The following is a 24,473-nucleotide window of genomic DNA, read 5'->3' as shown; positions in this document are numbered from 1 at the left end:
AGCCACCTAGAAAGGGAACAGCGGGCTGAGGAAGAAACGGTCGAACCAGCCTGGCTGACTCGCATCGGCAAACGAACCGGTGCCCGAGTAGGTGATGCGCGCATCGGCGATGCGGGTCGATGACACCGTGTTGTCGGTGGCGATGTCGTCGGCCCGGACCAGGCCGGCAATCCGTACCAGCTCGTCACCGGTATTGAGGGTCATCCACTTCTCGCCGCGCACGGCGATGATGCCGTTGGGCAACACGTCGGCGACGGTCACGGTGATCGAACCGGTCAGGCTGTTGCCCTGCCCGGCCTTGCTGTCGCCCTTGGTCGCGCGGTCACCGCTGTAGCCGGCGTCCAGGGTCAGGTCACCACTGCCCAGCGGGTTGTTGGTGTTGGGCACCGTGCCGAACAGCGACGACAAACCGATGCTCGCCTTGCTGGTCTTGCCAACCTGGGAGTTGGCATTCTTGCTGGCCTGGGTCTTCTCGTTCAGGGTGATGGTGATGATGTCACCGACCCGGAACGCCTTGCGGTCGCTGTACAGGTTCTGTTCAAAACCGGCCTGATAGATCGAACCGTTGTTCGCGGCAGCCGGCAACGGCGTACGCGGCAACACCGGGGCGTAGTAAGGGTCGTTGGGCTTGGGCGTCGGACCGACGCACCCCGCCAACGCGGCGACCCCACTCAGTGCCAGAACAGATACAAAGCGATTCATGACCCTACCTCACGGTGTTGCAGGCGACCTCATGGCCGCCTCATAGACTTGATTACAGATTCTGCGTTACGAACGAGAGCATCTGGTCGGCGGTGGAGATCACCTTGGAGTTCATCTCGTAGGCACGTTGAGTGGTGATCATGTTGACCATCTCTTCAACGGTGCTGACGTTGGACGTTTCCAGGGTGTTCTGCAGCGTGGTACCGAAACCGGCGAGGCCTGGCGTACCGACTTGCGGCGCGCCGCTGGCAGCGGTTTCCAGGAACAGGTTGTTGCCCACGGCTTGCAGGCCGGCCGGGTTGATGAAGTCGGCGGTTTGCAGGTTGCCGATCACTTGCGACGCCGGGTTGCCGGCAACGGTGATGGACACGGTGCCGTCGCGACCGACCGTGAAGGTCTGCGCGTCGTTCGGAATGACGATGGCCGGCTCCAGGGCAAAGCCGCTGGCGTTGACGATCTGGCCGTTGGAATCGAGGTGGAACGTGCCGTCACGGGTGTAGGACGTGGTGCCGTCCGGTTGCAGGATCTGGAAGAAACCGCGACCGTCGATGGCCATGTCCAGCGGCTGCTCGGTGGTTTGCAGGCTGCCGGCGTTGAAGTTTTTCTGGGTGCCGACAATGCGCACACCGGTACCCAGTTGCAGACCGGACGGCAGTTCGCTGTCCTGGGTCGACTGGGCGCCTGGCTGGCGCTTGATCTGATACAGCAAGTCCTGGAACTCGGCGCGGTCACGTTTGAAACCCGTGGTCGACACGTTTGCCAGGTTGTTGGAAATAGTCGTCAGGTTGGTGTCCTGGGCGGACAGACCTGTTTTGGCAACCCATAGAGCCGGAAGCATTCGATTCTCCTCGTGCGCCTGTTTTACGGCGCGACGTTCTGATAATTAGCTGATCTGCAAGACCCGAGCCATGGCCTGGTCGTCTTCTTTGGCGGTGTTCATCATCTTGATGTGCAGCTCGAACTGCTTGGCCAGGGCCAGCACCGAGGTCATCTCTTCCACGGCATTGACGTTGCTCGATTCAACGAACCCGGACACCAGTTTGACGTTGGCATCGGCTGGCGCCGGCTGACCGTCCTTGGTGTGGATCGAACCGTCCAGCCCCTTGGTCATGGTCTTGAAGTCAGGGTTGACCAGCTTGATGCGGTCGACTTCCGCCATCACGCGAGGCCCTTCGCCCATCGCACGGATGCTGATGGTGCCGTCCTCGCCGATTTCGACTTGCTGCTCGGGCGGCACGGAGATCGGCCCGCCGTTGCCCAGCACCGGCATGCCGTTGCCGGCGCGCAGGACGCCAAGGGCGTCAATGTTCAGGCTGCCGGTGCGCACGTAGCTTTCGCCGCCGTCCGGATTCTGCACCGCGATCCAGCCGTTGCCCTGCACCGCGACGTCGAGGTCGCGACCGGTTTCCACCAGCGAGCCCGCAGAGAAGTCGGTGGCCGGACGTTCGGACATGGCAAATGCACGCGCCGGAAAGACGTCACCGAACACCGGCATCGAACGCGCCTGCTCCAGGTCTTTCTGGAAACCGTTGGTGGAGATGTTCGCCAGGTTGTTCGCGTGAGCCTTCTGCGCCAGTGCATTCTGGCTGGCGCCGGTCATTGCCACATAAAGGTACTTGTCCACACTCTTTCCTCTGCATGCCGGACGTTTGCCGCCCACCGCTGTACTGCTGAGCGATAAGCAATTTGCAGACCAACTTTTTTCTGGCGGCGCCGGGCCCGGCAAACAAAGGACTTGAGGGGGATCAGAGGGGAATGACGGATTGTGTTGAAGACGAAAAACCGGCGGTGTTATGCCGGTAAGTGGCAAGGCTTGACCTGGGGGCTGACCGGACTACCGCTATCGCGAGCAGGGCTCGCTCCTACATTTGAAATGCATTCCCCTGTAGGAGCGAGCCTGCTCGCGATGAGGCCAGCACAAACACAGCAAGTGCCAGTCAGGACTCGGTCTTGCCGACTTCATACTCACGCAACTTGTTGGCAATTGTGGTATGGGAAACACCAAGGCGCTTGCCCAACTGCCGACTGCTCGGATGCTCCGAATAAAGCCGTTCCAGCACCGCCTTCTCGAACCGCCCGACAATCTCGTCCAGCCCGCCCTCAAGCGAGAAATCGCCAAGCGGCTGACGCACGCCATAATCCGGCAGGCGAATGTGTTCTGCCTTGACCGTCCCGCCATCGCACAACGAAACCGCCTGGAACAGGACGTTTTCCAGCTGCCGGACATTACCCGGCCAGTGATAGTGACTGAGCCGCTCCATGGCCGCCGGCGCCAGTTTCGGTAGCGGACAACCGATCTGCCGACTGGCCTGGTCAAGGAAATGCTCCACCAGCGGCGGCAACCCATCCAGGCACTCGCGCAACGGCGGGATGTGCAACGACAACACGTTCAAGCGGTGATACAGATCCTGGCGAAACTCGCCACGGGCGCACAACTCAGACAGGTCGACCTGGGTCGCACAGATCACTCGAACATCGAGGTAGACCTCTTCATCGCTGCCTACACGGCGGAAGCAACCGTCCTGCAGGAAACGCAGCAATTTCACCTGCAAGCGCGGGCTCATTTCCCCGACGCCATCGAGAAACAGCGTGCCACCCGCCGTCAATTCCAGCAGCCCGAGCTTGCCTTCGGCGCGGGCGCCTTCGAAGGCGCCGGGACCGTAGCCGAACAGCTCGGTCTCGGCCATCGACTCCGGCAGGCCGGCGCAATTGAGCGCCATCAACGGCGACTGGCCACGCGGACTGGCGAGGTGACAGGCCCGCGCCAGCAATTCCTTGCCGGTGCCGGTTTCACCTTCTATCAACAGCGGTGCATCCAGCGGCGCCATACGCCGGGCTTCGCGCACCACCGCCGCCATCACTTTCGAACTCTGGAAAATGCTGTCGAAGCCGCGCAACTCCTGCTTACGCACGTTGTAGATGCGCTCCCCCACCCGATCGGCGCGGTGCAGCGTCAAGACCGCGCCGGCCATGGCTTCGCTGTCGTCATGCTCCGATTGCAGCGGCGCGATGTCGGCGAGAAACACGTCGCCCTTGACCTTGACCCGCAGCCCGTTGATCCGCGACTTGTTGGCGCGCACCAGTTCCGGCAAATCGAAATCCTCGGCATAACGCGACAACGGAATCCCCGGCACCTCATCGACACGCACCCCAAGCAGCTGCGCCGCCGCACGGTTGGCCGCGACAATCGAACCGCCCATGTCGATCGACAACACCGGAAATTCCAGTGCGCCGAGCAAGGCATTGAGTTCCATATGCCGACGCTCGCTGGGCATCAGCCCTACACGCTTGACGCCAAAGACTCCGGCAATCGACTCGAATTTCGGACGCAGCGCCTGGAACTGGATGTTGATCAGGTTGGGGCAATGCAGGTAGATCGCGTTGCCATGCTCGCCCCCCACCTCGCCGCGCGCGACGTTGATGCCGTACTCCACCAGCAGGTTGAGAATGTCACGCAGGATGCCGATGCGGTTTTGGCAGTGGACTTTGATACGCATAAAAGGCCCGAAGAAACGGTGAGGAAGGTACGCACCTGTAGGAGCGAGCTTGCTCGCGATGGACGTTAACGAAAACGCGCTCCCCCTGATTAAACGCGTTGCCCTCAACGTCATCGCGAGCAAGCTCGCTCCCACAAGGATGATTTTCTGCTTTGACGCTCAGATAGTCGTCAAGATTATGTGACACCTTCGAAGCATTTCAAACCCGGAAAACTCAATATCTGCGCCTTACAGGCAAATATGTAACGAAAATTTTACGAAACGCCACGAATTTTCCTCCGCATGACGGCACCCACCTGCTGCACCTCCGCAATCCTTGAGGTATTTCTAGATCCATAGCAGGACATAACAAGAACGAAATCCCCTAGCAGGAGAGCAGCATGAAGCAGACGCAATACGTGGCTCGCGAGCCCGATGCGCAAGGTTTTATCGACTACCCCGCCGAAGAACACGCGGTGTGGAACACGCTGATCACTCGCCAGCTGAAAGTGATCGAAGGGCGTGCGTGCCAGGAATACCTGGACGGTATCGAAAAACTCGGTCTGCCCCACGACCGCATTCCGCAACTCGGTGAAATCAACAAAGTCCTCGGCGAAACCACCGGCTGGCAGGTGGCCCGGGTTCCCGCACTGATTCCCTTCCAGACCTTTTTCGAATTGCTGGCGAGCAAGCAGTTTCCCGTGGCGACGTTTATTCGTACACGCGAAGAGCTGGATTACCTGCAAGAGCCGGACATTTTCCACGAGATCTTTGGCCACTGTCCGCTGCTGACCAACCCCTGGTTCGCTGAATTCACCCACACCTACGGCAAACTCGGCCTGCAAGCGTCCAAGGAAGAACGCGTGTACCTGGCGCGCCTGTACTGGATGACCATCGAGTTCGGCCTGGTGGATACACCGCAAGGCCAGCGCATCTACGGCGGCGGCATTCTCTCCTCGCCGAAAGAAACCGTTTACTGCCTGTCGGACGAACCTGAACATCAGGCCTTTGATCCGCTGGAATGCATGCGCACGCCCTATCGCATCGACATCCTGCAACCGCTGTACTTCGTCCTGCCCAACCTCAAGCGCCTGTTCGATCTCGCCCACGAAGACATCATGGGCATGGTCAAGCAAGGCATGCAGCTGGGTTTGCACGCACCGAAATTTCCGCCGAAAGCTGCGTGATCCGTAGCTTTTAGAATCAAGTGAGCCTGTCAGGAACCGACGCTTTGGTTTAGCGTGGTGACACTGGCGGCCGATTTTCAATCATTCGAATTCAGGATCAGATCATGTCCACATTGAACCAAGCCCACTGCGAAGCCTGCCGCGCCGATGCCCCACAAGTCAGCGACGAAGAACTGCCGGTACTGATCAAGCAGATTCCCGACTGGAACATCGAAGTGCGCGACGGCGTGATGCAACTGGAAAAGGTTTTCCTGTTCAAGAACTTCAAGCACGCACTGGCGTTCACCAACGCCGTCGGGGAAATCTCCGAGGCCGAAGGTCATCACCCGGGCCTGCTGACCGAATGGGGCAAAGTCACCGTGACCTGGTGGAGCCACTCCATCAAGGGCCTGCACCGCAACGATTTCATCATGGCCGCACGCACTGACGAAGTGGCCAAGGACGCCGAGGGCCGCAAATAATGCATTTCGACGCCATAGGTCGAGTACCCGGCGATCCGATCCTGGGCCTGATGGAGGCCTATGCGCAGGACCCGAATCCGCGCAAATTCGACCTTGGCGTGGGTGTCTACAAAGACGCCCTGGGCCTGACGCCGATTCCCCAGGCCGTGAAACTCGCCGAGCAGCGCCTGGTGGATCGCCAGACCACCAAGACCTACATCGGCGGCCACGGCGAACCGGCGTTCGGCAAAGCCATCAATGAGCTGGTGCTCGGTGCCGATTCTGCGCTGATCTCCGAACAACGCGCCGGCGCGACCCAGACACCGGGCGGCACCGGGGCGCTGCGCCTGAGCGCGGACTTCATCGCCCAGTGCCTGCCGGGCCGTGGCGTGTGGCTGAGCAACCCGACCTGGCCGATTCACGAAACCATTTTCGCCACGGCCGGGGTCAAGGTCAGTCATTACCCGTATGTCGGCAGCGACAACCGTCTCGACGTTGAAGCGATGCTGGCGGTACTCGGTGAAGCGCCAAAAGGCGATGTCGTGTTGTTGCATGCCTGCTGCCACAACCCGACCGGCTTCGACCTGTCCCATGACGACTGGCGCCGCGTGCTCGACGTGGTGCGCAGCCGTGATCTGGTGCCGCTGATCGACTTCGCCTACCAGGGCTTCGGCGATGGCCTGGAACAGGATGCCTGGTCGACCCGGTTGTTCGCCGCTGAACTGCCGGAAGTGCTGATCACCAGCTCTTGCTCGAAGAACTTCGGTCTGTACCGTGATCGCACGGGTGCCTTGATTGTCATCGCGAAAACCGCTGACAAACTGATTGATATCCGCAGCCAACTCGCCAACATCGCCCGCAACCTGTGGTCGACGCCGCCGGATCATGGCGCGGCGGTGGTCGCGACGATCCTCGGTGACCCGGAACTGAAAAGCCTCTGGGCCGACGAAGTGGAAGCCATGCGATTACGCATCGCGCAACTGCGCAGCGGCCTGGTTGAAGCGCTGGAGCCCCACGGGTTGGGCGAACGCTTCGCGCACATTGGTGTGCAACGCGGGATGTTTTCCTACACAGGGCTGACGCCTGAGCAGGTCAAACAACTGCGCGATCATCACAGCGTATACATGGTCGGCACTGGCCGGGCGAACGTGGCGGGGATCGATGCAACGCGCCTGAACCTGCTGGCCGAAGCCATCGCCGAAGTCTGCAAATAATCCCCCCTCCACAACCCCATGTGGGAGCGAGCCTGCTCGCGATAGCGGTCTGACATTCAACATTGATGTCGACTGACACACCGCTATCGCGAGCAGGCTCACTCCCACATTTGTTTTGCGTCGCGCCCTCTTCCACACCTGTCTAGACAAGCCCATCCGTCGAAACAAATAGATATAAAAGTCTATTTGTCATTTCTCCTGCTGTATCCTGCCCAAGCTTTGTAAAAGCGCGGATCTACCAGATCTATCAACAGACTTTGCGAGGAGCGCGAACCATGCACGAGATCCCTAATCTCCCCTTCCCAAGCCTGCACGAAACTGAGCAGACACCCCCGCAACAAGCCGGCGCCCAACAGCCCGAACCGAAAGAAGCCACTGACAGTCGCAAGGCTGACAGCGAAGACTGAAACACCCGCAATGCCAGACCGTGTGGAAAGCGCTAACATGCGCTTTCCACACCGCCTGAACCTTGAGCTGCGCACCATGACCGACGAATTCAACGAGAGCCAGGCCAGCGTCCTGATCGGCACCGCCGAGAAGATGATCGAGATCTGGAATCGCCTGTCCCCCGAGAAACAAGCCGCCTTGCTCGCCCGCTTCGGAACCGAAGAAAATGCCTTGGCCGCCCTGGTCACGACGCAGCTGGTCGCCCCCGCCAAGCCCTGAAACATCGCCATCCGGCAAATAGTTTTACTTTTCCACGCCCCACGGCCGCTCGCGCCGCTATCATAAGCAGCCTATCTATCTGCTTTCCCGTGGACCTTTACCCATGTCTGAAAACCAGCGCCCCCTGGCGGTCACGCTGCAAGTTGTTTCCATCGTCCTCTTTACCTTTATCGGCTACCTCAATATCGGCATCCCCCTCGCCGTGTTGCCGGGCTACGTCCACAGCGACCTGGGCTTCGGCGCGGTGATCGCGGGGCTGGTGATCAGCGTGCAATACCTGGCTACCCTGCTCAGCCGGCCTTACGCCGGCAAGATCATCGACAACAAGGGCAGCAAGCTCGCGGTGATGTATGGCCTCGCCGGCTGTGGCTTGAGCGGAGTGTTCATGCTGATTTCGGCCTGGACCCAGAGCCTGCCGATGCTGAGCCTGATCAGCCTGTTGATCGGCCGACTGGTACTCGGCAGCGCGGAAAGCCTGGTGGGTTCCGGCTCGATTGGCTGGGGCATCGGCCGGGTCGGCGCGGCGAATACCGCCAAAGTCATCTCCTGGAACGGCATCGCCAGTTATGGCGCACTGGCCGTCGGCGCGCCGCTGGGCGTGCTGCTGGTCAGTCAGTTAGGCTTGTGGAGCATGGGCGTCAGCATCGTTTTGCTCGCTGTTCTGGGCCTGGCATTGGCCTGGCCGAAAACCGCTGCGCCTATCGTGGTCGGCGAACGCTTGCCGTTCATGCATGTACTGGGTCGAGTGCTGCCGCACGGCTGCGGCCTGGCGCTGGGCTCGATCGGCTTCGGCACCATCGCCACCTTCATCACCCTGTATTACGCCACGCAACACTGGGACAACGCGGTGTTGTGCCTGAGCCTGTTCGGCGCCAGCTTCATTGGCGCGCGCCTGCTGTTCGGCAACCTGATCAACCGGCTCGGCGGTTTCCGCGTGGCGATTGCATGCCTGTCGGTGGAAACCCTGGGTTTGTTGCTCCTATGGCTGGCGCCGGACGCCCATTGGGCATTGGCGGGTGCGGCCTTGAGCGGCTTCGGTTTCTCACTGGTATTCCCGGCGCTGGGCGTGGAAGCGGTTAACCTTGTGCCAGCGTCGAGCCGTGGCGCAGCGGTGGGCGCTTACTCGCTGTTCATCGATTTGTCGCTGGGGATCACCGGGCCTTTGGCGGGCGCGATTGCGGCGGGCTTCGGTTTTGCCTCGATCTTCCTGTTCGCCGCCCTCGCCGCGTTGAGCGGTTTGGCACTGAGCGTTTACCTGTACCGGCAAGCGCCCAAGTATCGTGAAGCGCGTGACGCCCGCTAGAAATCGACCTTGCCGCGCCCGGCCTTGATGCTGCCGCGCTTGGTCTTGGATTCGAGCCGGCGCTTTTTCGAGCCGAGGGTGGGTTTGGTCGGACGGCGTTTCTTCTCGACCTTGGTGGCGCTGAGGATCAACTCGGTCAGGCGCTCCAGCGCATCGGCGCGGTTGGCTTCCTGCGTCCGGTATTGCTGGGCCTTGATGATCAACACCCCTTCGCTGGTGATGCGACTGTCCCGCAGCGCCAGCAGTCGCTCCTTGTAGAACTCCGGCAAGGACGACGCGGGGATGTCGAAGCGCAGGTGCACGGCGCTGGAGACTTTATTGACGTTCTGCCCGCCGGCGCCTTGGGCGCGGATGGCCGTCAACTCGATCTCGGCATCCGGCAGATGCACGTTGTTGGATATCACCAGCATGGAAAAGCGTCCGTATTCAGAACGCGCAGGATACCTGAATAGACTGAAGGCAGATGCGGACCAATGTGGGAGCGAGCCTGCTCGCGAATCGATGTGTCAGGCGATGTAAATGTTGACTGGTGCACCGCTTTCGCGAGCAGGCTCGCTCCCACAGGGTTTTGTGTCTGGTTGAAAACAACAAACCCGGCACATGGCCGGGTTTGTTGTTTCTGCAGGTTGCGCTTACTTCGCGCTGGCAGCCTGCAACGCATGCTGACCACTGCGCTTGTTCTTGATGCCGTAGCAAATCCACATGAACGCGACCCACACCGGAATCGCGTACACCGAGATCTGGATGCCCGGGATCAGCAGCATCACACCGAGGATAAACACCACGAACGCCAGGCAGATGTAGTTCCCGTACGGGTACCACAGGGCCTTGAACAGCGGCGTCTGTTTGGTCTTGTTCATGTGCTGGCGGAACTTGAAGTGCGAGTAGCTGATCATCGCCCAGTTGATCACCAGGGTCGCCACGACCAGTGACATCAACAGTTCGAGGGCATTTTGCGGGATCAGGTAGTTCAGCAGCACCGCAATCAGCGTCACCGCCGCCGACGCGAGGATCGAACGCACCGGCACGCCGCGCTTGTCGATTTTCGCCAGGGCCTTGGGCGCATCGCCCTGCTCGGCCATGCCCAGCAGCATGCGGCTGTTGCAATAGGTGCCACTGTTGTACACCGACAGCGCCGCGGTCAGGACCACGAAGTTAAGGATGTGCGCCGCGGTGTTGCTGCCGAGCATCGAGAACACTTGCACGAACGGACTGCCGCTGTAGGAATCGCCGGAGGCGTTCAGGGTCGCCAGCAAGCTGTCCCATGGCGTCAGCGACAACAGGATGACCAGCGCGCCGATGTAGAAAATCAGGATGCGGTAGATCACCTGGTTGATCGCCTTCGGGATCACGGTTTTCGGTTTGTCCGCTTCTGCTGCGGTGAAGCCGAGCATTTCCAGGCCACCGAAGCTGAACATGATGATTGCCATGGCCATCACCAGACCGCTGACGCCGTTCGGGAAGAAACCACCGTGGGACCACAGGTTGGTCACCGAAGCTTCCGGGCCGCCATGGCCGCTGACCAGCAGGTAGCTGCCGAGGGCAATCATGCCGACGATCGCCACGACCTTGATGATCGCGAACCAGAACTCGGCTTCACCGAAGACTTTGACGTTGGCCAGGTTGATCAGGTTGATCAGCACGAAGAAGCCGGCGGCCGAGACCCAGGTCGGGATGTCCGGCGCCCAGTAGTGAATGTATTTGCCGACCGCGGTCAGCTCCGACATGCCCACCAGGATGTACAGGATCCAGCAGTTCCAGCCCGACAGGAAACCGGCAAAACCACCCCAGTACTTGTGCGCGAAGTGGCTGAAGGAGCCGGCCACCGGCTCTTCGACGATCATTTCGCCGAGCTGGCGCATGATCATGAAGGCGATGAAACCGCAGATGGCGTAGCCGAGAATCATCGACGGGCCAGCGGATTTGAGTACACCGGCCGAGCCGAGGAACAGGCCGGTACCAATCGCGCCACCGAGGGCGATCAGTTGAATATGACGATTCTTCAGGCCGCGTTTCAGCTCGCCTGTTTGCGAGATTTGCCCACTCATGAAAAGAGTCCCACGTTCAGCGTATTTACAACGGTCATGCGTCACCTGTTTGTTTTTATCTGTGACGAAATCGAACCCGGCACGCTTGTGACGTGGCGGAGTGAACAAGGCGGATAGCCTTGAGGTTTGCGCAGCTGCGCAGGAGGTCACAGGTAAAACGCGGCGCATTGTACACCGCTAACCCCCTGCTGCCAGACACCGCTGGATCAGCGTGTCGGTTGCCGGGATTGCACGTGTCCGCCCCGAAGTGCCCGGGCGGCTGCAAAGCGTGAGCCGGACCTTTGCAGGCCCTGGACGCGGGCGCTGGAAACACTGCGCCACGGGAAGGGATGGAGATGAGTCAGGGCGTTCATTGCGCCTCCTTCTTGTTTTGCACCTGCACGACAGGCATGGGGCGCATGACACCCTTCTGGCGTCGTTGAAACAAGCGGGGCAGAGCGTTGGAAAGTGTCAGGGAAGGCTATTGGCGTAAGTATTTTCTTACGGTGTGTCGGCGATGACGAATTCACGGGGCCGGCCAGTGGGCTTCGTCAGGATTTCGTTACGGGGCGTAACGGTGGGTTTCCAATTCAGAGGGCGCGAAGTTGCCGATGACGCAATCGCCGGCAAGCCGGTCTCGCTCCCACATGGGACCGTATTCCAAGGGGAGAATGCGGTCCACTGTGGGAGCGGGCTTGCCCGCGAAAGCGCCAGGCCAGACACTACAAAATCCAAAACCTGGGCAAAAAAAAAACGCCAACCCGAAGGTTGGCGTTTTTCATGTGGCGCTAACGATTACTCAGGCTTGCGACGCCCGAAGCCCGGACGCTGGCCCGAACCGGCTGGCGCACCGCGGCGCTTGCCCGATGGCTTGTCGCCCTCGACCAGCTTGATCCCCGGACGCTTAGGTGCCGGTTTGGCCGGGCGCTTGGTGTCCGCCGGGCGATCCGCCACTGGCGTACCGCGACCAGCAGGAGCACCGCGGCCTTCGCCACGCTCGGTGCGACCGTTGGCCGGACGCGGCGTGCGTGGACCACGCTCGCCATCGGCACGCGGCGCGGCGGGTTTGCGCGACGGACGCTCGCCTTCGATTTGCGGCTCACGGGAGTCACGCGGCGTCGCAGCGGTCTGGCTACCGATTGCTGGACGCAACGAACGCACGCGCTCGGTCTTGCCCATCGGACGCGACGATTTGCGCTGCATACGGTCGAGTTTGTCTTTGCTCTTGGCGTTCATCTGCGGCATGGCCACAGGCGTCAAGCCTACTTCAGCACTCAAAATGTCGACTTCGTACTGGCTCATTTCGCGCCAGCGGCCCATCGGCAGGTCGGAGTTGAGGAACACCGGACCGAAACGCACGCGCTTCAGGCGGCTGACCACCAGGCCCTGGGATTCCCACAGACGACGAACTTCGCGGTTACGACCTTCCATCACCACGCAGTGGTACCAGTGGTTGAAACCTTCGCCACCCGGTGCCTGCTTGATGTCGGTGAACTTGGCCGGGCCGTCTTCGAGGACCACGCCGGCTTTCAGGCGCTCGATCATCTCGTCATCGACTTCACCACGGACACGTACCGCGTATTCACGGTCCATTTCGTAGGACGGGTGCATCAGGCGGTTGGCCAGTTCACCGTCGGTGGTGAACATCAGCAGGCCGGTGGTGTTGATGTCCAGACGGCCGATGTTGATCCAGCGACCTTCTTTCGGACGCGGCATCTTGTCGAACACGGTCGGGCGGCCTTCCGGATCAAGGCGGGTGCAGATTTCACCGTCGGGCTTGTTGTACATGATCACGCGGCGTACCGACTCGGCGGCTTCTTCGCGCTTGATCACCTTGCCATCAATGGTGATGGCGTCGTGCATATCGACGCGCTGCCCGAGGGTGGCGTCTTTGCCATTGACCTTGATGCGGCCGTGGCTGATCCAGGCTTCCACGTCACGGCGCGAGCCGACGCCGATACGGGCGAGGACTTTTTGCAGTTTTTCGCCTGCTGGGCCGATTTCCTGGTCGTCTTTCTGGTCGTTGATACTCATCTGGGCACCTCCCGGTGTGGTCTGTTCAGGCGGCTCTGAATTGAGCGTCCTGAAGCGTTGAAAGCTTGTACTTGGGCGAAGGGATCGCCGAAGGGTCGCGAATCATACGCTCATGTGAACGTTCGCGCATCAGAGAGTAGCTGATGAATGGCGAGTTACCGGGATTTCCGCCGACCGGTGGCGCCATTCCACACAACCTTTGTAGGAGCCGGCTTGCCGGCGATCGCGGTGGGTCAGTCGAAATATTTGGTGGCTGAAACTCCGCTATCGCCGGCAAGCCGGCTCCTACAGGGGTCTCATCGTCTGTGAGATTTGGATCAGTCTTCGAACTCGCGGTGTTCGGCTTCGATGGCTTCGGCGAGGGCCCGGGCTTCGGCTTCTTCGTCGGACAATTCGGGTTCGGGTTTCTGCTGGTCGAGGGCAGCGACCGCGGCCAGGAGTTTTTCCCGCGCCTCAGCGACACCGAGCACGTCATCTTCCTGTTCTTCTTCGACGGCGGGTTCGGGTTCCGCTTCGACTGGAAGTTCACCTTCGACCAGGGGCTCCGATTGCACCGATGTCTCTTCGGTCGCGCTTATCTCGCCATCACGCAAAATGTCATCGAAATCGGTCTTGAGCCCCTCCTCCATGGTGTCCAGTTCCAGCAACAACGTATGGAAACTGGTTTCTTCCTTGGGCTCTTCCGGCTCGGCGCTGGCGTCCGCCAGTTCCTGCAACCCGGCGGGCACCGGCACATCGTCGAAATCCAGTACCGGGTCGGGCTCCAGCTCGCGCAGTTCAGCGAGCGGCGGCAGATCGTCAAGATTCTTCAGGTTGAAGTGATCGAGAAACGCCTTGGTCGTGGCAAACATCGCCGGCTTACCGGGGACATCGCGATAGCCGACGATGCGAATCCACTCGCGCTCCAGCAGGGTTTTGACGATATGGCTGTTGACCGCCACGCCCCGAACGTCTTCGATCTCGCCGCGAGTGATCGGCTGGCGATAGGCGATCAGCGCCATGGTTTCGAGCATGGCGCGGGAATAGCGCTGCGGCCGCTCTTCCCACAAACGCCCGACCCACGGCGAGAATTTTTCGCGAATCTGAAGGCGGTAGCCGGACGCGACTTCCTTCAGCTCGAAGGCACGGCCATCGCAGGACTTGGCGAGAATCGTCAGGGCTTTCTTGAAGACCGGCGGCTCGGGGCGCTCGCCTTCTTCGAAGAGTTCGAACAGGCGTTCAAGCGATTGCGGTTTTCCCGAGGCCAACAGAAAGGCTTCAAGCAGTGGCGCCAGCTCGCGGGGTTCAGTCAGGTTCATGATTCAACTCGTTATTCGGCTCGGGCTCGCACGTGGATCGCCGCGAACGGCTCATTCTGCACCAGCTCGACCAAGGATTCCTTGACCAGTTCGAGGATCGCCATAAAAGTGACCACCACACCCAGACGCCCTTCTTCGGCGGTGAACAGCTCGATGAACGGCACGAAACCGCCGCCCTTGAGCCGTTCCAGCACATCGCTCATGCGCTCGCGGGTGGACAGCGCCTCACGGCTGACCTGGTGACTTTCGAACATGTCGCCACGACGCAGGACCTCGGCCATGGACATCAGCAATTCTTCCAGACTCACGTCCGGCAGCAGCTTGCGCGCCCGTGCCTCCGGGGCGTCGAGCTTGGGCACCACCACATCACGACCGACGCGGCTCAGGCCATCGATGCCTTCCGCGGCAGCCTTGAAGCGTTCGTACTCCTGCAAGCGGCGGATCAGCTCGGCGCGCGGGTCGTCTTCTTCGTCTTCGATGGTTTCGGCGCGAGGCAACAGCATCCGCGACTTGATCTCGGCCAGCATCGCCGCCATCACCAGGTACTCGGCGGCCAGTTCCAGGCGCACCGACTGCATCAGCTCCACATAGCCCATGTATTGGCGGGTGATTTCCGCCACCGGGATGTCGAGGATGTTGATGTTCTGTTTGCGGATCAGGTACAGCAGCAGGTCGAGGGGGCCTTCGAAGGCTTCCAGAAAAACTTCCAGCGCGTCCGGCGGGATGTACAGGTCCAGGGGCATTTCCAGCACCGCCTGGCCATAAACCATGGCGAACGGCAGCTCTTGCTGGGCTCCGGCCTGACTGTCGACAACGGGTTCTACTGCAGACATCTACGCCTCGGCCATGAACGGCGCTGGGTCGCCGCAACCGACGCGGATCACTTCCGGCTCGCCGTCGGCGAGGTTGATCACGGTGGACGCCTTGATCCCGCCGAAACCGCCGTCGATGATCAGGTCCACTTGATGCTCAAGCAATTGGCGCATTTCGTAAGGATCGCTCAGCGGGTCGGTGTCGCCCGGCAGGATCAGCGTCACGCTCATCAGCGGCTCGCCGAGTTCTTCCAGCAACGCCAGGGCAATCGGGTGGCTGGGCACACGCAGGCCGATGGTGCGTTTTTTCGGGTGCAACAACAGCCGCGGGACTTCACGGGTGGCGTTGAGAATGAAGGTGTAAGGCCCCGGCAAATGCGCCTTGAGCAGGCGGAAGGTGCCGGTGTCGATCTTGGCGAACAGCCCCAACTGCGACAGGTCGCTGCAGATCAGCGCGAAGTTGTGCTTGTCGTCCAGGCCACGCAAACGGCGAACGCGTTCCACGGCCACCTTGTCGCCGATCTGGCAACCAATAGCGTAGGAAGAGTCTGTGGGATAAATCACCACCCCGCCCTTGCGGATGATCTCGACAGCCTGCTTGATCAGGCGCGCTTGCGGGTTTTCCGGATGAATCTGGAAAAATTGACTCACATTCTCTACCTGTTCAGACGGCGGCAATAATTGGGTCATGTTTGAATCGACACCACAGTGGTGGCAGATCCTCCGGGAGCGGGCGGTATTCACCGATCTCGGACCAGCCTCCAGGGCCATGAAAATCACTGCCGGCACTGACCAGCAGACCGAACTCACGGGCGAGAATCGCCAGGCTACCCACCTGCTCGGCGGGCTGATGGCCATTGACCACTTCGATAGCGTGGCCCCCAGCTTGAATATAGTCAGAAATCAGGCGGCGACGCTTGCTGCGCGTGAAATCGTAATGCCAGGGATGCGCCAGGCTGACCCAGGCTTTCGCCGCGCGCAGGGTTTCGACGGTTTCTTCCAGGGTCGGCCAGTGTTGCTTGACGTCGCCCAGCTTGCCGGCGCCCAGCCATTTGCGGAACGCTTCGGCGCGATCCTTGACGAAACCTTCGCGCACCATCCAGTCGGCGAAGTGCGGACGGGCCGGCGCGTTGCCGCTGTCGCCCAGTTCCTGCTGGATGGCGCGAGCGCCTTCCAGCGCGCCGGGCATGCCTTTCAATGCCAGCTTGCGGCTTATTTCTTCGGACCGTAACCAGCGGCCATCGTGCAATCGGGCGATCGCCTCGACCAACGGCGGTGCATTCACATCAAATCCGTAGCCCAGCACATGGATGGTCGCGCCACCCCAGGTGCAGGACAACTCGACACCATTGACCAGTTGCATCCCCAGCGCAGTCGCCGCGTTGCGCGCCTCGTCGAGCCCTTCGAGGGTGTCGTGATCGGTCAAGGCCAGGACTCGCACGCCTTTCTCGTATGCACGGGCCACCAGGACAGCAGGCGCAAGAGCGCCATCGGAGGCGGTGCTATGGCAGTGCAAATCGACATTCACGGGGATGTGTAACCTCAAATCAGCTGGCGCTATCGCGCGCCCATATGTTTGTTATTATGCCGCCACATCCTGCTTCTGGCTGCCACTGTGAAACAATTCATCGATTTCATCCCGCTTCTGCTGTTTTTCATCGTTTTCAAGATTGATCCACGGGTCGTCGACATTGGCGGTCATCAACTGACTGTAGGTGGTATCTACAGCGCCACCGCGATGCTGATCATCAGCTCCCTGGTGGTCTACGGCACGCTTTTCATCAAGCAGCGCAAGCTGGAAAAGAGCCAGTGGCTGACCCTCATCGCCTGCCTGGTCTTCGGCAGCCTGACCTTGGCGTTCCACAGCGAAACCTTCCTTAAATGGAAAGCACCGGTGGTCAACTGGTTGTTTGCCCTGGCGTTCATCGGCAGCCACTTCATCGGTGACCAGCTGCTGATCAAGCGCATCATGGGCCACGCCCTGACCCTGCCGGATCAGGTCTGGGCCCGACTGAACGTCGCCTGGATCGCATTCTTCCTGTTCTGCGGTGCCGCCAACCTGTTCGTCGCGTTCACGTTCCAGGAGTACTGGGTCGACTTCAAGGTCTTCGGCAGCCTGGGCATGACGCTGCTGTTCCTGGTCGCCCAGGGCATTTACCTGTCCCGTCACCTGCACGACGCCGATACCACCACGCCAAAAACCGAGGACTGACATGCTTTACGCAATCGTTGCCACAGACGTCGCCAACTCCCTGGAAGCCCGCCTGGCCGCGCGGCCTGCACACCTTGAGCGCCTGCAAGTGCTCAAGGGCGAAGGTCGTATCGTACTGGCCGGCCCAAACCCGGCGGTCGACAGCAATGATCCGGGCGCCGCGGGTTTCACCGGCAGCCTGATCGTCGCCGAATTCGATTCCCTGAGTGCCGCCCAGGCCTGGGCCGACGCTGACCCGTACATCGCCGCAGGCGTCTACGCCAACGTTTCGGTCAAGCCGTTCAAGCAAGTCCTCCCGTAAATCTCCCCCACGCGATGAACCTTCCCGGTTCATCGCGCTCTCAATCGCTCATTATTCTCGTTTGCCTGCCGACAACCTGCCCAATAATCGATTGGAATCAGGAGCTCCGATGCGCAAAGGTCCGTTGTGTCTGATGTTGGTGACATTGTCGATCGTGGCACCCGCCCACGGTGAGGAAAGCGCAACGCCGCTGTCCTTGAGTGCCGGCGGTCAGATCACCGAGTTGCAGCAACGCTTGAAGGTGAGCGAACAGCAACGGGAAGAATTGAGCAAACAACTGCAAAGTGCCGATGCCGAGCGCGAAAGCGCGCAGCTGAGCCGGTTGCGCCAGGAGAACCAGCGCCTGAAACTGCAACTCAAGGAAGCCCAGGCCGGCAGTTCGCTGCCGCGCTTCCTGACGGATCAGCAGCAATGGTTCGTGATCGGCGCGGGAGTAGCGCTATTGGCCTTGCTCTGCGGTATCTTCGCCAGTGGTGCAAGTCGAAAACGTCGACAATGGCTAAATTGAGTGAGTCATGAGCGAGCTGTTACTAATTGATGATGATCAGGAGCTGTGTGAGCTGCTGGTCAGTTGGCTGAGCCAGGAAGGCTTTCAGGTTCGTGCCTGCCACGATGGCCAGAGCGCTCGCCGCGCGCTGGCTGAAACCTCTCCGGCCGCCGTGGTGCTGGACGTGATGCTGCCGGACGGCAGCGGCCTCGAACTGCTCAAGCAGTTGCGCAACGATCACCCGGACTTGCCGGTGCTGATGCTCTCGGCCCGCGGTGAGCCGCTGGACCGCATCCTCGGCCTGGAACTGGGCGCCGACGATTACCTGGCCAAGCCCTGCGACCCACGGGAACTGACCGCCCGCCTGCGTGCGGTATTGCGCCGCAGCCACCCGGCGGCGGTGTCCAGCCAGCTCGAACTGGGCGACCTGTGTTTCAGCCCGGTGCGCGGCGTGGTCAGCATCGATGAACAGGAATTCACCCTCACCGTCTCCGAAAGCCGCTTGCTCGAAGCCTTGCTCAAGCAGCCGGGTGAGCCGCTGGACAAGCAGGAGCTGGCGCAGATCGCCCTTGGCCGCAAGCTCACCCTGTATGACCGCAGCCTGGACATGCACGTGAGCAACCTGCGCAAGAAGATCGGCCCCCACCCCGATGGCCGGCCGCGCATCGTCGCCCTGCGTAGCCGCGGCTATTACTACAGCCTCTGAATCCCCGCATACCGTGTCGCCTGCATCGCCAGCAAGCCGGCTCCTACAGGTTCGATATCGTGTCAGGTGAAATACAAAACCTTGTAGGAGCCGGCTTGCCGGCGATAGCGGCTTACCTGACACACCGCGTCGCCTGAATCGCCGGCAAGCCGGCTCCTACAGGTTTCGTGTTGTGTCAGGTAAATACAAAACCGTCTTTACCCAAGCTTTACGCTCCGCTGACCGCCGCTGACCTTGATCTCCGTAATCTGTACTCATCCGGAACGTACCGGGAACGAGACAAGGAGATTCACCATGCGCAAGACTCTTATCGCTCTGATGTTCGCTGCCGCCCTGCCGACCGTTGCCATGGCCATGCCTGAAGGTGCCGGCCCGATGGGTGGTCCGATGGACGGCCCGCGCCACGGCGGTCAGATGCACGGCATGCACGGTAAAGGCCCATACAGCCAACTGGACCTGAGCCGCGAACAGCGCGAGCAGATCCGCAAGATCATGGGCGAGCAGATGCACGAGCGTAAGCAAGTGGTCGACAAGTACCTGGAAAAACTCTCGCCAGCCGACCAGAAAGCCATGAAAGATGAAATGGCGGCCAACCACAAGAAAGCCGAGGCCGATGTACGTGCCTTGCTGAAACCGGATCAACAGAAGCAATTCGACGAGATCCAGAAAAAACAGGCTGAGCGTCGTGCCGAATGGGCTGAATTCAAGGCCTGGAAAGCGCAGCAACCGCAAAAAGCGCAATAATGCGCTGACCCCGGACCCAACGGCTGAATACCGTTGGGTCTTTTGCCACTTGGTTCAATGTGGGAGCGAGCCTGCTCGCGATAGCGGAGTGTCAGGAAAAGCATTTATTGACTGACACTCCGCTATCGCGAGCAGGCTCGCTCCCACATTCGGATTTGTGATTGTTTGAGGATTTTCTGTGCGCTCATTGTTCTGGCGTATCCTGGCCAGCTTCTGGCTGGCCATCGCTCTGGTTGCAGGGCTCTCCATCCTGCTGGGGCACATGCTCAACCAGGACGCCTGGATTCTCAGCCGCCACCCGGGCCTCAACACCTTGCCCGAGGAATGGACGCAAACCTACGAAGCCCAAGGCGAAGAAGCCGCGCAGGACATTCTCGAACAGCGCAAACGCCAGTATCACATCGACGTCCAGGTGCTCAACGAAAGCGGCGACCCGGTCGTTCGTGGCACCTTCCCGCGCCGGGCGGCAGCGTTCGAAGCGCGACAGAACAACGATGATCGCCGCCTGCCATGGCGTCGCCTGACCGCCGAATACACCAGTGAGAAAACCGGCGACACCTACCTGCTGATCTACCGCATTCCACACCCGGAGCTGGACGCCTGGCACCGCGAAAGCCTGCTCTGGCCGCTGAGTGCGCTGGGCATCGCGCTGGTGGTGCTAACCCTGTTCAGCCTGTTCGTGACCCTGTCCATCACCCGCCCACTCAGCCGTTTGCGCGGCGCGGTGCATGACCTGGGGCAAACCACCTATCAACAGAACAGCCTGGTGAAACTGGCCAACCGCCGCGACGAATTCGGCGTGCTGGCCAACGACTTCAACCGCATGGGCTCGCGCCTGCAAAGCCTGATCGGCAGTCAGCGGCAACTGCTGCGCGACGTGTCCCACGAGCTGCGTTCCCCCCTCGCCCGGCTGCGCATCGCCCTGGCCCTGGCCGAACGGGCAAGCCCCGAGGAGCGGGAAAAACTCTGGCCGCGCCTGACCCGCGAATGCGATCGGCTCGAAGCGCTGATCAGCGAAATCCTGGTGCTGGCGCGAGTCGATGCCGACAATGCCAGCGCGGAAGAAGTTGATCTGAATGCGCTGCTCAGCACGCTGCAAAAGGATGCCCAACTCGGCTCGCCGGAGCAGTCCGTTCGCCTCGACGCCGAACCGTACCTGAACCTCAAGGGCTGGCCGACGATGATCGAGCGCGCCGTGGACAACCTGCTGCGCAATGCCCAGCGCTTTAACCCGGCGGGGCAATCGATTGAAATGCTGGCGTTGCGTCAGGGTGAGCGGATTGTGGTCAGCGTGCGCGACCATGGCCCCGGCGTGGAAGCCGAGCATTTGAGTCAGTTGGGTGAGCCGTTTTATCGGGCGCCGGGGCAGACGGCGGCGGGGCATGGCTTGGGATTGGCCATTGCGCGTCGGGCGGCGGAACGGCATGGCGGGAGCCTGGTGCTGGCCAACCATCCGCAGGGCGGGTTCATTGCCAGTCTGGAATTGCCCCTAATACCCGGAGCCCTGGTCCAACCCTGATCCCCCTGTAGGAGCGAGCCTGCTCGCGATAACGGTGTGTCAGCCCCAGTTACTTTGAATGACACACCGCTATCGCGAGCAGGCTCGCTCCCACATTTGATGGGTGGTGTCAGTTCTTGCCGGGCCAGGCGCTGACGAACTCGGCGAGTTCGACTTTCTCGGCAATACGCGGTTCTTTCAGCGGCGTGCCCAGGTACAGGAAAGCAATCACCTCCTCCCCTTCTGCCAACCCCAACCCTTTGGCCACGTGGGCCGAATAGGCCAGCTCACCCGTGCGCCACACCGCGCCAATCCCCTGCGCATACGCCGCCAGCAAAATCCCGTGGGCCGCGCAGCCGGCTGCCAGCAGTTGTTCAGACTTCGGATACTTGATGTGATCCTGCACCCGCGCAATCACCACGACCACCAACGGTGCGCGCAGCGGGCCATTGCGGGCCTTGTCCAGCACGGCTTCGGAAGCCTCGCTGTCCTGCAGTTTCGCGGCTTCGGCCAGCAACTCGCCCATCTGCTCACGCGCCGCGCCTTCGACTGTCAGGAACCGCCAAGGCTGCAAATGGCCGTGGTCCGGAGCGCGCATCGCCGCGTTGAACAGCACTTCGCGCTGCTCGGCGGTGGGGGCCGGGTCGATCAGTCGTGGAACGGAAACACGGTTGAGCAAAGCGTCGAGAGCCTGCATCGGCCACCTCCTGAAAAAAATGTTTGGCTATTCTAGCTGCAAGTGCCGTGGCGGTGCCGGTTTACATGCCCTGCCCCACGCGTAGAATGGCGCCCTTCCCACTTTCAGCCGAGCGGTCTTCATGGCGTTGCCGACTTTACGTCTCATTGGTTTCATCATCGGCCTCTTCCTGATCACGCTGGCCATCGCCATGGTCGTGCCCATGGCCACGCTGGTGATTTTCGAGCGCACCGGCGACCTGCCCTCGTTTCTCTGGGCCAGCATGATCACCTTCCTCGCCGGCCTGGCGCTGGTGATTCCCGGTCGCCCCGAACACGTGCACCTGCGTCCGCGGGACATGTACCTGCTGACCGTCAGCAGCTGGCTGGTGGTGTGCATCTTCGCGGCGCTGCCGTTCCTGCTGACCCAGCACATCAGCTACACCGATTCATTTTTTGAAAGCATGTCCGGCATCACCGCCACCGGCTCCACCGTGCTCAATCATCTGGATGACATGTCGCCCGGCATCCTGATGTGGCGCTCGCTGTTGCACTGGATCGGCGGCATCGGCTTCATCGGCATGGCGGTCGCGATTCTGCCGCTGCTGCGCATCGGTGGCATGCGGTTGTTCCAGACCGAGTCCTCGGACCGTTCCGAAAAAGTCATGCCCCGTTCGCACATGGTGGCGCGCCTGATCGTGGCGGCCTACGTCGGCATCACCATTCTCGGCAGCCTGGCGTTCTGGTGGGCCGGGATGAGCCCGTTCGATGCGATCAACCACGCGATGTCAGCGATCTCCACCGGTGGCTTCTCCACGTCCGACCAGTCCCTGGCCAAGTGGACGCAACCGGCGGTGCACTGGGTGGCGATCGTCATCATGATTCTCGGCAGCCTGCCGTTCACCCTGTACGTGGCGACGTTGCGCGGCAACCGCAAGGCGCTGATCAAGGACCAGCAGGTGCAAGGCTTGATCGGCATGTTGCTGGTGACGTGGCTGGTGCTCGGCACCTGGTACTGGTGGACGACCCAGCTGCATTGGCTGGACGCGCTGCGGCATGTGGCGCTCAACGTGACGTCCGTGGTCACGACCACAGGTTTCGCACTGGGGGACTACAGCCTCTGGGGTAATTTCTCGCTGATGCTGTTCTTCTACCTGGGGTTCGTCGGCGGCTGTTCGGGGTCGACGGCGGGCGGGATCAAGATTTTCCGTTTCCAGGTCGCCTACATCCTGCTCAAGGCCAACCTTAACCAGCTGATTCACCCGCGCGCGGTGATCAAGCAGAAGTACAACGGCCACCGCCTCGACGAAGAGATCGTGCGTTCGATCCTGACCTTTTCGTTCTTCTTCGCCATCACCATCTGCGTGATCGCCCTGCTCCTGTCGCTGCTCGGTGTCGACTGGATGACCGCGCTGACCGGCGCCGCCAGCACCGTATCCGGTGTCGGCCCGGGCCTGGGCGAAACCATTGGCCCGGCGGGCAACTTCGCCAGCCTGCCGGACGCCGCCAAGTGGATCCTCTCGTTCGGCATGCTGCTCGGCCGACTGGAAATCATTACGGTGTTTGTTCTGTGTATTCCGGCGTTCTGGCGTCACTGACCTGGTTCGGCGCTTCCATCAGCCGCACCCGGTACTCGCCAGGGGTGGCGTCGAACCAGCGGCGGAAGGCGCGGAAGAAATTGCTCGGATCGGCGAACCCCAGCAGGTAGGCAATTTCCAGCAAGGTCATGCTCGGTTGCGCCAGATACTGTTCAGCGAGTTCGCGCCGGGTATCGTCGAGCAGCGTCTGAAAACTCGTGCCCTCCTCCTGCAAGCGCCGCTGCAATGTCCGTTGTGACAGGTGCAGCGTCTGCGCCACGGTGTCGCGCTTGGGTTCGCCCTGGGGCAGCAAGCGGCACAGCACCTGACGCGCCTTGTGGGTCACGCGGCTCTCGGAAAAGCGCGCCAGGTATTCCCCGGCAAAGCGGTCATGCAGCAGCGCCATGGCTTCGTTGGCGGTCGGCAGCGGCGCTTCCATGTCAGCACGTTCGAAGATCAACGCGTCGTAGGGCGCGTTGAACACCAGCGGCGCGTGGAAGGCTTGTTTATAGGGTTCGAGATCGGCGGGTTGTTCACCCTGCACCAGCACCTTGCGCGGTTGCAGGGTGCGCCCGGTCAACCAGCCACACAGCGCCAGCGCACAGGCCAGCGAGGCTTCGGCACTTTGCCGGGTCGGCGGCAGGTGGTCGCCGTGGACGGTCAGGATCAGCGCATAACCCTCGTCCAGCAGGCGGAAACTCAGGTCGGCGCTTTCGGCAATGATCCGCTGGTAGCGCACCAACCGCTGAAAGCCCTCGGCCAGGGTCTGGCTGGACATCAAGGCATAGCCGGCCACATGGAAGGATGCCGGTCGCACCACCTTGCCCATGTTCAGCCCGATCGCCGGGTTGCCGGACAGCTCGACGGCGCGCTGCCACAGTCGTGTCATGGAATCTTGCGGGAAGCGCGCATCCGGATCATCCAGTGACGCGTAGTCGAGCCCCAGCTGCTTGAACAGTACCCGGCAATCCAGGCCGTCCATCTCCAGTGCTTTGACAATCCCCATCGCCCAGCTTGCAGAAGTCGTTCGTTCGCTCATGGCGTTTACTTACTTGGTGAGCCGCATACCACGGCCAATTTCCGAAGGATACTAAAGTGGCGCCCATTGTCACTG

General features: G+C 61.1%; 26 protein-coding genes. 13 read left to right on the top strand and 13 right to left on the bottom strand.

Annotated features, from left to right (window positions below; genetic code table 11):
• Positions 1 to 6: 6 nt before the first annotated feature.
• From flgH to ACF6ZU_RS20310, 4 genes are all read right to left on the bottom strand, one after another.
• Positions 7 to 702, bottom strand: a complete 696-nt coding sequence (gene flgH / locus ACF6ZU_RS20325; protein WP_392886392.1) for a flagellar basal body L-ring protein FlgH — start codon at positions 700 to 702, stop codon at positions 7 to 9.
• A gap of 52 nt (positions 703 to 754) precedes the next feature.
• On the bottom strand, positions 755 to 1,540 hold the full coding sequence (gene flgG, locus ACF6ZU_RS20320) for a flagellar basal-body rod protein FlgG (protein ID WP_008030483.1): 786 nt from the start codon (positions 1,538 to 1,540) through the stop codon (positions 755 to 757).
• 45 nt (positions 1,541 to 1,585) lie between these two features.
• Positions 1,586 to 2,326 carry a flagellar basal body rod protein FlgF gene (locus ACF6ZU_RS20315; protein ID WP_392886390.1) on the bottom strand — a complete coding sequence of 247 codons (741 nt, stop codon included), beginning with the start codon at positions 2,324 to 2,326 and terminating at the stop codon, positions 1,586 to 1,588.
• Positions 2,327 to 2,639: 313 nt separating this feature from the next.
• On the bottom strand, positions 2,640 to 4,199 hold the full coding sequence (locus ACF6ZU_RS20310; protein ID WP_392886388.1) for a sigma-54-dependent transcriptional regulator: 1,560 nt from the start codon (positions 4,197 to 4,199) through the stop codon (positions 2,640 to 2,642).
• A gap of 380 nt (positions 4,200 to 4,579) precedes the next feature.
• Here ACF6ZU_RS20310 and phhA point away from each other — a divergent pair, with 380 nt between their 5' ends.
• From phhA to ACF6ZU_RS20280, 6 genes are all read left to right on the top strand, one after another.
• Positions 4,580 to 5,365 (top strand): phenylalanine 4-monooxygenase, encoded by a 786-nt coding sequence (gene phhA / locus ACF6ZU_RS20305; protein WP_392886386.1) that lies wholly within the window; start codon positions 4,580 to 4,582, stop codon positions 5,363 to 5,365.
• Between the two features lie 104 nt (positions 5,366 to 5,469).
• Positions 5,470 to 5,826 carry a 4a-hydroxytetrahydrobiopterin dehydratase gene (locus ACF6ZU_RS20300; RefSeq protein WP_060541364.1) on the top strand — a complete coding sequence of 119 codons (357 nt, stop codon included), beginning with the start codon at positions 5,470 to 5,472 and terminating at the stop codon, positions 5,824 to 5,826.
• Positions 5,826 to 7,019: an amino acid aminotransferase gene (locus tag ACF6ZU_RS20295; protein ID WP_392886384.1), complete on the top strand. Its 1,194-nt coding sequence runs from the start codon at positions 5,826 to 5,828 to the stop codon at positions 7,017 to 7,019. The genes ACF6ZU_RS20300 and ACF6ZU_RS20295 overlap by 1 nt, the downstream gene beginning before the upstream one ends.
• Positions 7,020 to 7,294: 275 nt before the next feature.
• Entirely contained in the window at positions 7,295 to 7,426 is a 132-nt protein-coding gene (locus ACF6ZU_RS20290; protein ID WP_392886382.1) for a hypothetical protein, read from the top strand.
• Between the two features lie 76 nt (positions 7,427 to 7,502).
• Complete coding sequence (locus ACF6ZU_RS20285) at positions 7,503 to 7,685, top strand: hypothetical protein (RefSeq protein ID WP_310337416.1); 183 nt, start codon at positions 7,503 to 7,505, stop codon at positions 7,683 to 7,685.
• Positions 7,686 to 7,788: 103 nt separating this feature from the next.
• Positions 7,789 to 8,988 carry an MFS transporter gene (locus tag ACF6ZU_RS20280; RefSeq protein WP_392886380.1) on the top strand — a complete coding sequence of 400 codons (1,200 nt, stop codon included), beginning with the start codon at positions 7,789 to 7,791 and terminating at the stop codon, positions 8,986 to 8,988.
• Here ACF6ZU_RS20280 and arfB read toward each other — a convergent pair.
• The 7 genes from arfB to ACF6ZU_RS20245 form a co-directional block, all read right to left on the bottom strand.
• Positions 8,985 to 9,398, bottom strand: coding sequence for an alternative ribosome rescue aminoacyl-tRNA hydrolase ArfB (gene arfB, locus ACF6ZU_RS20275; RefSeq protein WP_008010994.1), 414 nt, complete (start codon positions 9,396 to 9,398; stop codon positions 8,985 to 8,987). The two genes, ACF6ZU_RS20280 and arfB, sit on opposite strands and share 4 nt — an antisense overlap.
• Before the next feature lie 222 nt (positions 9,399 to 9,620).
• The gene (locus tag ACF6ZU_RS20270) at positions 9,621 to 11,036 is read right to left on the bottom strand and encodes an amino acid permease (protein ID WP_392886377.1); all 1,416 of its coding nucleotides are present in this window, start codon (positions 11,034 to 11,036) and stop codon (positions 9,621 to 9,623) included.
• A gap of 774 nt (positions 11,037 to 11,810) precedes the next feature.
• Entirely contained in the window at positions 11,811 to 13,049 is a 1,239-nt protein-coding gene (gene rluB / locus ACF6ZU_RS20265) for a 23S rRNA pseudouridine(2605) synthase RluB (RefSeq protein ID WP_392886375.1), read from the bottom strand.
• Between the two features lie 317 nt (positions 13,050 to 13,366).
• Positions 13,367 to 14,347: an SMC-Scp complex subunit ScpB gene (scpB, locus tag ACF6ZU_RS20260; RefSeq protein WP_392886374.1), complete on the bottom strand. Its 981-nt coding sequence runs from the start codon at positions 14,345 to 14,347 to the stop codon at positions 13,367 to 13,369.
• An 11-nt stretch (positions 14,348 to 14,358) separates the two neighbouring features.
• Positions 14,359 to 15,057, bottom strand: coding sequence for a segregation and condensation protein A (locus ACF6ZU_RS20255; protein ID WP_392893853.1), 699 nt, complete (start codon positions 15,055 to 15,057; stop codon positions 14,359 to 14,361).
• A gap of 123 nt (positions 15,058 to 15,180) precedes the next feature.
• Complete coding sequence (locus ACF6ZU_RS20250; protein ID WP_392886372.1) at positions 15,181 to 15,810, bottom strand: L-threonylcarbamoyladenylate synthase; 630 nt, start codon at positions 15,808 to 15,810, stop codon at positions 15,181 to 15,183.
• A gap of 13 nt (positions 15,811 to 15,823) precedes the next feature.
• Positions 15,824 to 16,687 (bottom strand): PHP domain-containing protein, encoded by an 864-nt coding sequence (locus tag ACF6ZU_RS20245; protein ID WP_392886370.1) that lies wholly within the window; start codon positions 16,685 to 16,687, stop codon positions 15,824 to 15,826.
• A gap of 87 nt (positions 16,688 to 16,774) precedes the next feature.
• Between ACF6ZU_RS20245 and ACF6ZU_RS20240 the strand changes: the two genes are divergently transcribed.
• The 6 genes from ACF6ZU_RS20240 to ACF6ZU_RS20215 all read left to right on the top strand — a co-directional run bounded on the left by ACF6ZU_RS20240 (position 16,775) and on the right by ACF6ZU_RS20215 (position 21,128).
• A complete protein-coding gene (locus ACF6ZU_RS20240; protein WP_392886368.1) occupies positions 16,775 to 17,371 on the top strand; it encodes a septation protein A in 597 nt (198 codons plus the stop codon).
• 1 nt (position 17,372) lies between these two features.
• Positions 17,373 to 17,672, top strand: a complete 300-nt coding sequence (locus ACF6ZU_RS20235) for a YciI family protein (protein ID WP_084320523.1) — start codon at positions 17,373 to 17,375, stop codon at positions 17,670 to 17,672.
• Between the two features lie 109 nt (positions 17,673 to 17,781).
• Positions 17,782 to 18,180: a translation initiation factor 2 gene (locus tag ACF6ZU_RS20230; protein WP_392886366.1), complete on the top strand. Its 399-nt coding sequence runs from the start codon at positions 17,782 to 17,784 to the stop codon at positions 18,178 to 18,180.
• A gap of 7 nt (positions 18,181 to 18,187) precedes the next feature.
• The gene (locus tag ACF6ZU_RS20225) at positions 18,188 to 18,865 is read left to right on the top strand and encodes a response regulator transcription factor (protein ID WP_392886363.1); all 678 of its coding nucleotides are present in this window, start codon (positions 18,188 to 18,190) and stop codon (positions 18,863 to 18,865) included.
• A 294-nt stretch (positions 18,866 to 19,159) separates the two neighbouring features.
• Positions 19,160 to 19,609: a Spy/CpxP family protein refolding chaperone gene (locus tag ACF6ZU_RS20220; RefSeq protein ID WP_392886361.1), complete on the top strand. Its 450-nt coding sequence runs from the start codon at positions 19,160 to 19,162 to the stop codon at positions 19,607 to 19,609.
• Between the two features lie 178 nt (positions 19,610 to 19,787).
• Positions 19,788 to 21,128, top strand: coding sequence for an ATP-binding protein (locus ACF6ZU_RS20215; RefSeq protein WP_392886359.1), 1,341 nt, complete (start codon positions 19,788 to 19,790; stop codon positions 21,126 to 21,128).
• 109 nt (positions 21,129 to 21,237) lie between these two features.
• Here the strand turns inward: ACF6ZU_RS20215 and ACF6ZU_RS20210 are convergent, their stop codons facing one another.
• A complete protein-coding gene (locus ACF6ZU_RS20210; RefSeq protein ID WP_392886357.1) occupies positions 21,238 to 21,804 on the bottom strand; it encodes an NAD(P)H nitroreductase in 567 nt (188 codons plus the stop codon).
• Between the two features lie 121 nt (positions 21,805 to 21,925).
• Here ACF6ZU_RS20210 and ACF6ZU_RS20205 point away from each other — a divergent pair, with 121 nt between their 5' ends.
• Positions 21,926 to 23,380: a TrkH family potassium uptake protein gene (locus ACF6ZU_RS20205; protein WP_392886355.1), complete on the top strand. Its 1,455-nt coding sequence runs from the start codon at positions 21,926 to 21,928 to the stop codon at positions 23,378 to 23,380.
• On the opposite strand, the gene ACF6ZU_RS20200 is transcribed toward ACF6ZU_RS20205, so the two are convergent.
• Entirely contained in the window at positions 23,337 to 24,398 is a 1,062-nt protein-coding gene (locus ACF6ZU_RS20200) for an AraC family transcriptional regulator (RefSeq protein ID WP_392886353.1), read from the bottom strand. The genes ACF6ZU_RS20205 and ACF6ZU_RS20200 overlap by 44 nt on opposite strands.
• Positions 24,399 to 24,473 lie beyond the last annotated feature (75 nt).

Source organism: Pseudomonas migulae, assembly GCF_043225285.1.
Lineage (GTDB): Bacteria > Pseudomonadota > Gammaproteobacteria > Pseudomonadales > Pseudomonadaceae > Aquipseudomonas > Aquipseudomonas migulae_C.
The sequence above is the reverse complement of the archived record's forward strand: the minus strand, read 5'-3'. Positions and strand labels throughout refer to the sequence as shown.

Coding starts and splice junctions, on each gene's coding strand:
- flgH (WP_392886392.1), bottom strand. CDS start 702: ATGAATCGCTTTGTATCTGTTCTGGCACTGAGTGGGGTCGCCGCGTTG.
- flgG (WP_008030483.1), bottom strand. CDS start 1,540: ATGCTTCCGGCTCTATGGGTTGCCAAAACAGGTCTGTCCGCCCAGGAC.
- ACF6ZU_RS20310 (WP_392886388.1), bottom strand. CDS start 4,199: ATGCGTATCAAAGTCCACTGCCAAAACCGCATCGGCATCCTGCGTGAC.
- phhA (WP_392886386.1), top strand. CDS start 4,580: ATGAAGCAGACGCAATACGTGGCTCGCGAGCCCGATGCGCAAGGTTTT.
- ACF6ZU_RS20300 (WP_060541364.1), top strand. CDS start 5,470: ATGTCCACATTGAACCAAGCCCACTGCGAAGCCTGCCGCGCCGATGCC.
- ACF6ZU_RS20295 (WP_392886384.1), top strand. CDS start 5,826: ATGCATTTCGACGCCATAGGTCGAGTACCCGGCGATCCGATCCTGGGC.
- ACF6ZU_RS20290 (WP_392886382.1), top strand. CDS start 7,295: ATGCACGAGATCCCTAATCTCCCCTTCCCAAGCCTGCACGAAACTGAG.
- ACF6ZU_RS20285 (WP_310337416.1), top strand. CDS start 7,503: ATGACCGACGAATTCAACGAGAGCCAGGCCAGCGTCCTGATCGGCACC.
- ACF6ZU_RS20280 (WP_392886380.1), top strand. CDS start 7,789: ATGTCTGAAAACCAGCGCCCCCTGGCGGTCACGCTGCAAGTTGTTTCC.
- arfB (WP_008010994.1), bottom strand. CDS start 9,398: ATGCTGGTGATATCCAACAACGTGCATCTGCCGGATGCCGAGATCGAG.
- ACF6ZU_RS20270 (WP_392886377.1), bottom strand. CDS start 11,036: ATGAGTGGGCAAATCTCGCAAACAGGCGAGCTGAAACGCGGCCTGAAG.
- rluB (WP_392886375.1), bottom strand. CDS start 13,049: ATGAGTATCAACGACCAGAAAGACGACCAGGAAATCGGCCCAGCAGGC.
- scpB (WP_392886374.1), bottom strand. CDS start 14,347: ATGAACCTGACTGAACCCCGCGAGCTGGCGCCACTGCTTGAAGCCTTT.
- ACF6ZU_RS20235 (WP_084320523.1), top strand. CDS start 17,373: ATGCTTTACGCAATCGTTGCCACAGACGTCGCCAACTCCCTGGAAGCC.
- ACF6ZU_RS20230 (WP_392886366.1), top strand. CDS start 17,782: ATGCGCAAAGGTCCGTTGTGTCTGATGTTGGTGACATTGTCGATCGTG.
- ACF6ZU_RS20225 (WP_392886363.1), top strand. CDS start 18,188: ATGAGCGAGCTGTTACTAATTGATGATGATCAGGAGCTGTGTGAGCTG.
- ACF6ZU_RS20220 (WP_392886361.1), top strand. CDS start 19,160: ATGCGCAAGACTCTTATCGCTCTGATGTTCGCTGCCGCCCTGCCGACC.
- ACF6ZU_RS20210 (WP_392886357.1), bottom strand. CDS start 21,804: ATGCAGGCTCTCGACGCTTTGCTCAACCGTGTTTCCGTTCCACGACTG.
- ACF6ZU_RS20205 (WP_392886355.1), top strand. CDS start 21,926: ATGGCGTTGCCGACTTTACGTCTCATTGGTTTCATCATCGGCCTCTTC.
- ACF6ZU_RS20200 (WP_392886353.1), bottom strand. CDS start 24,398: ATGAGCGAACGAACGACTTCTGCAAGCTGGGCGATGGGGATTGTCAAA.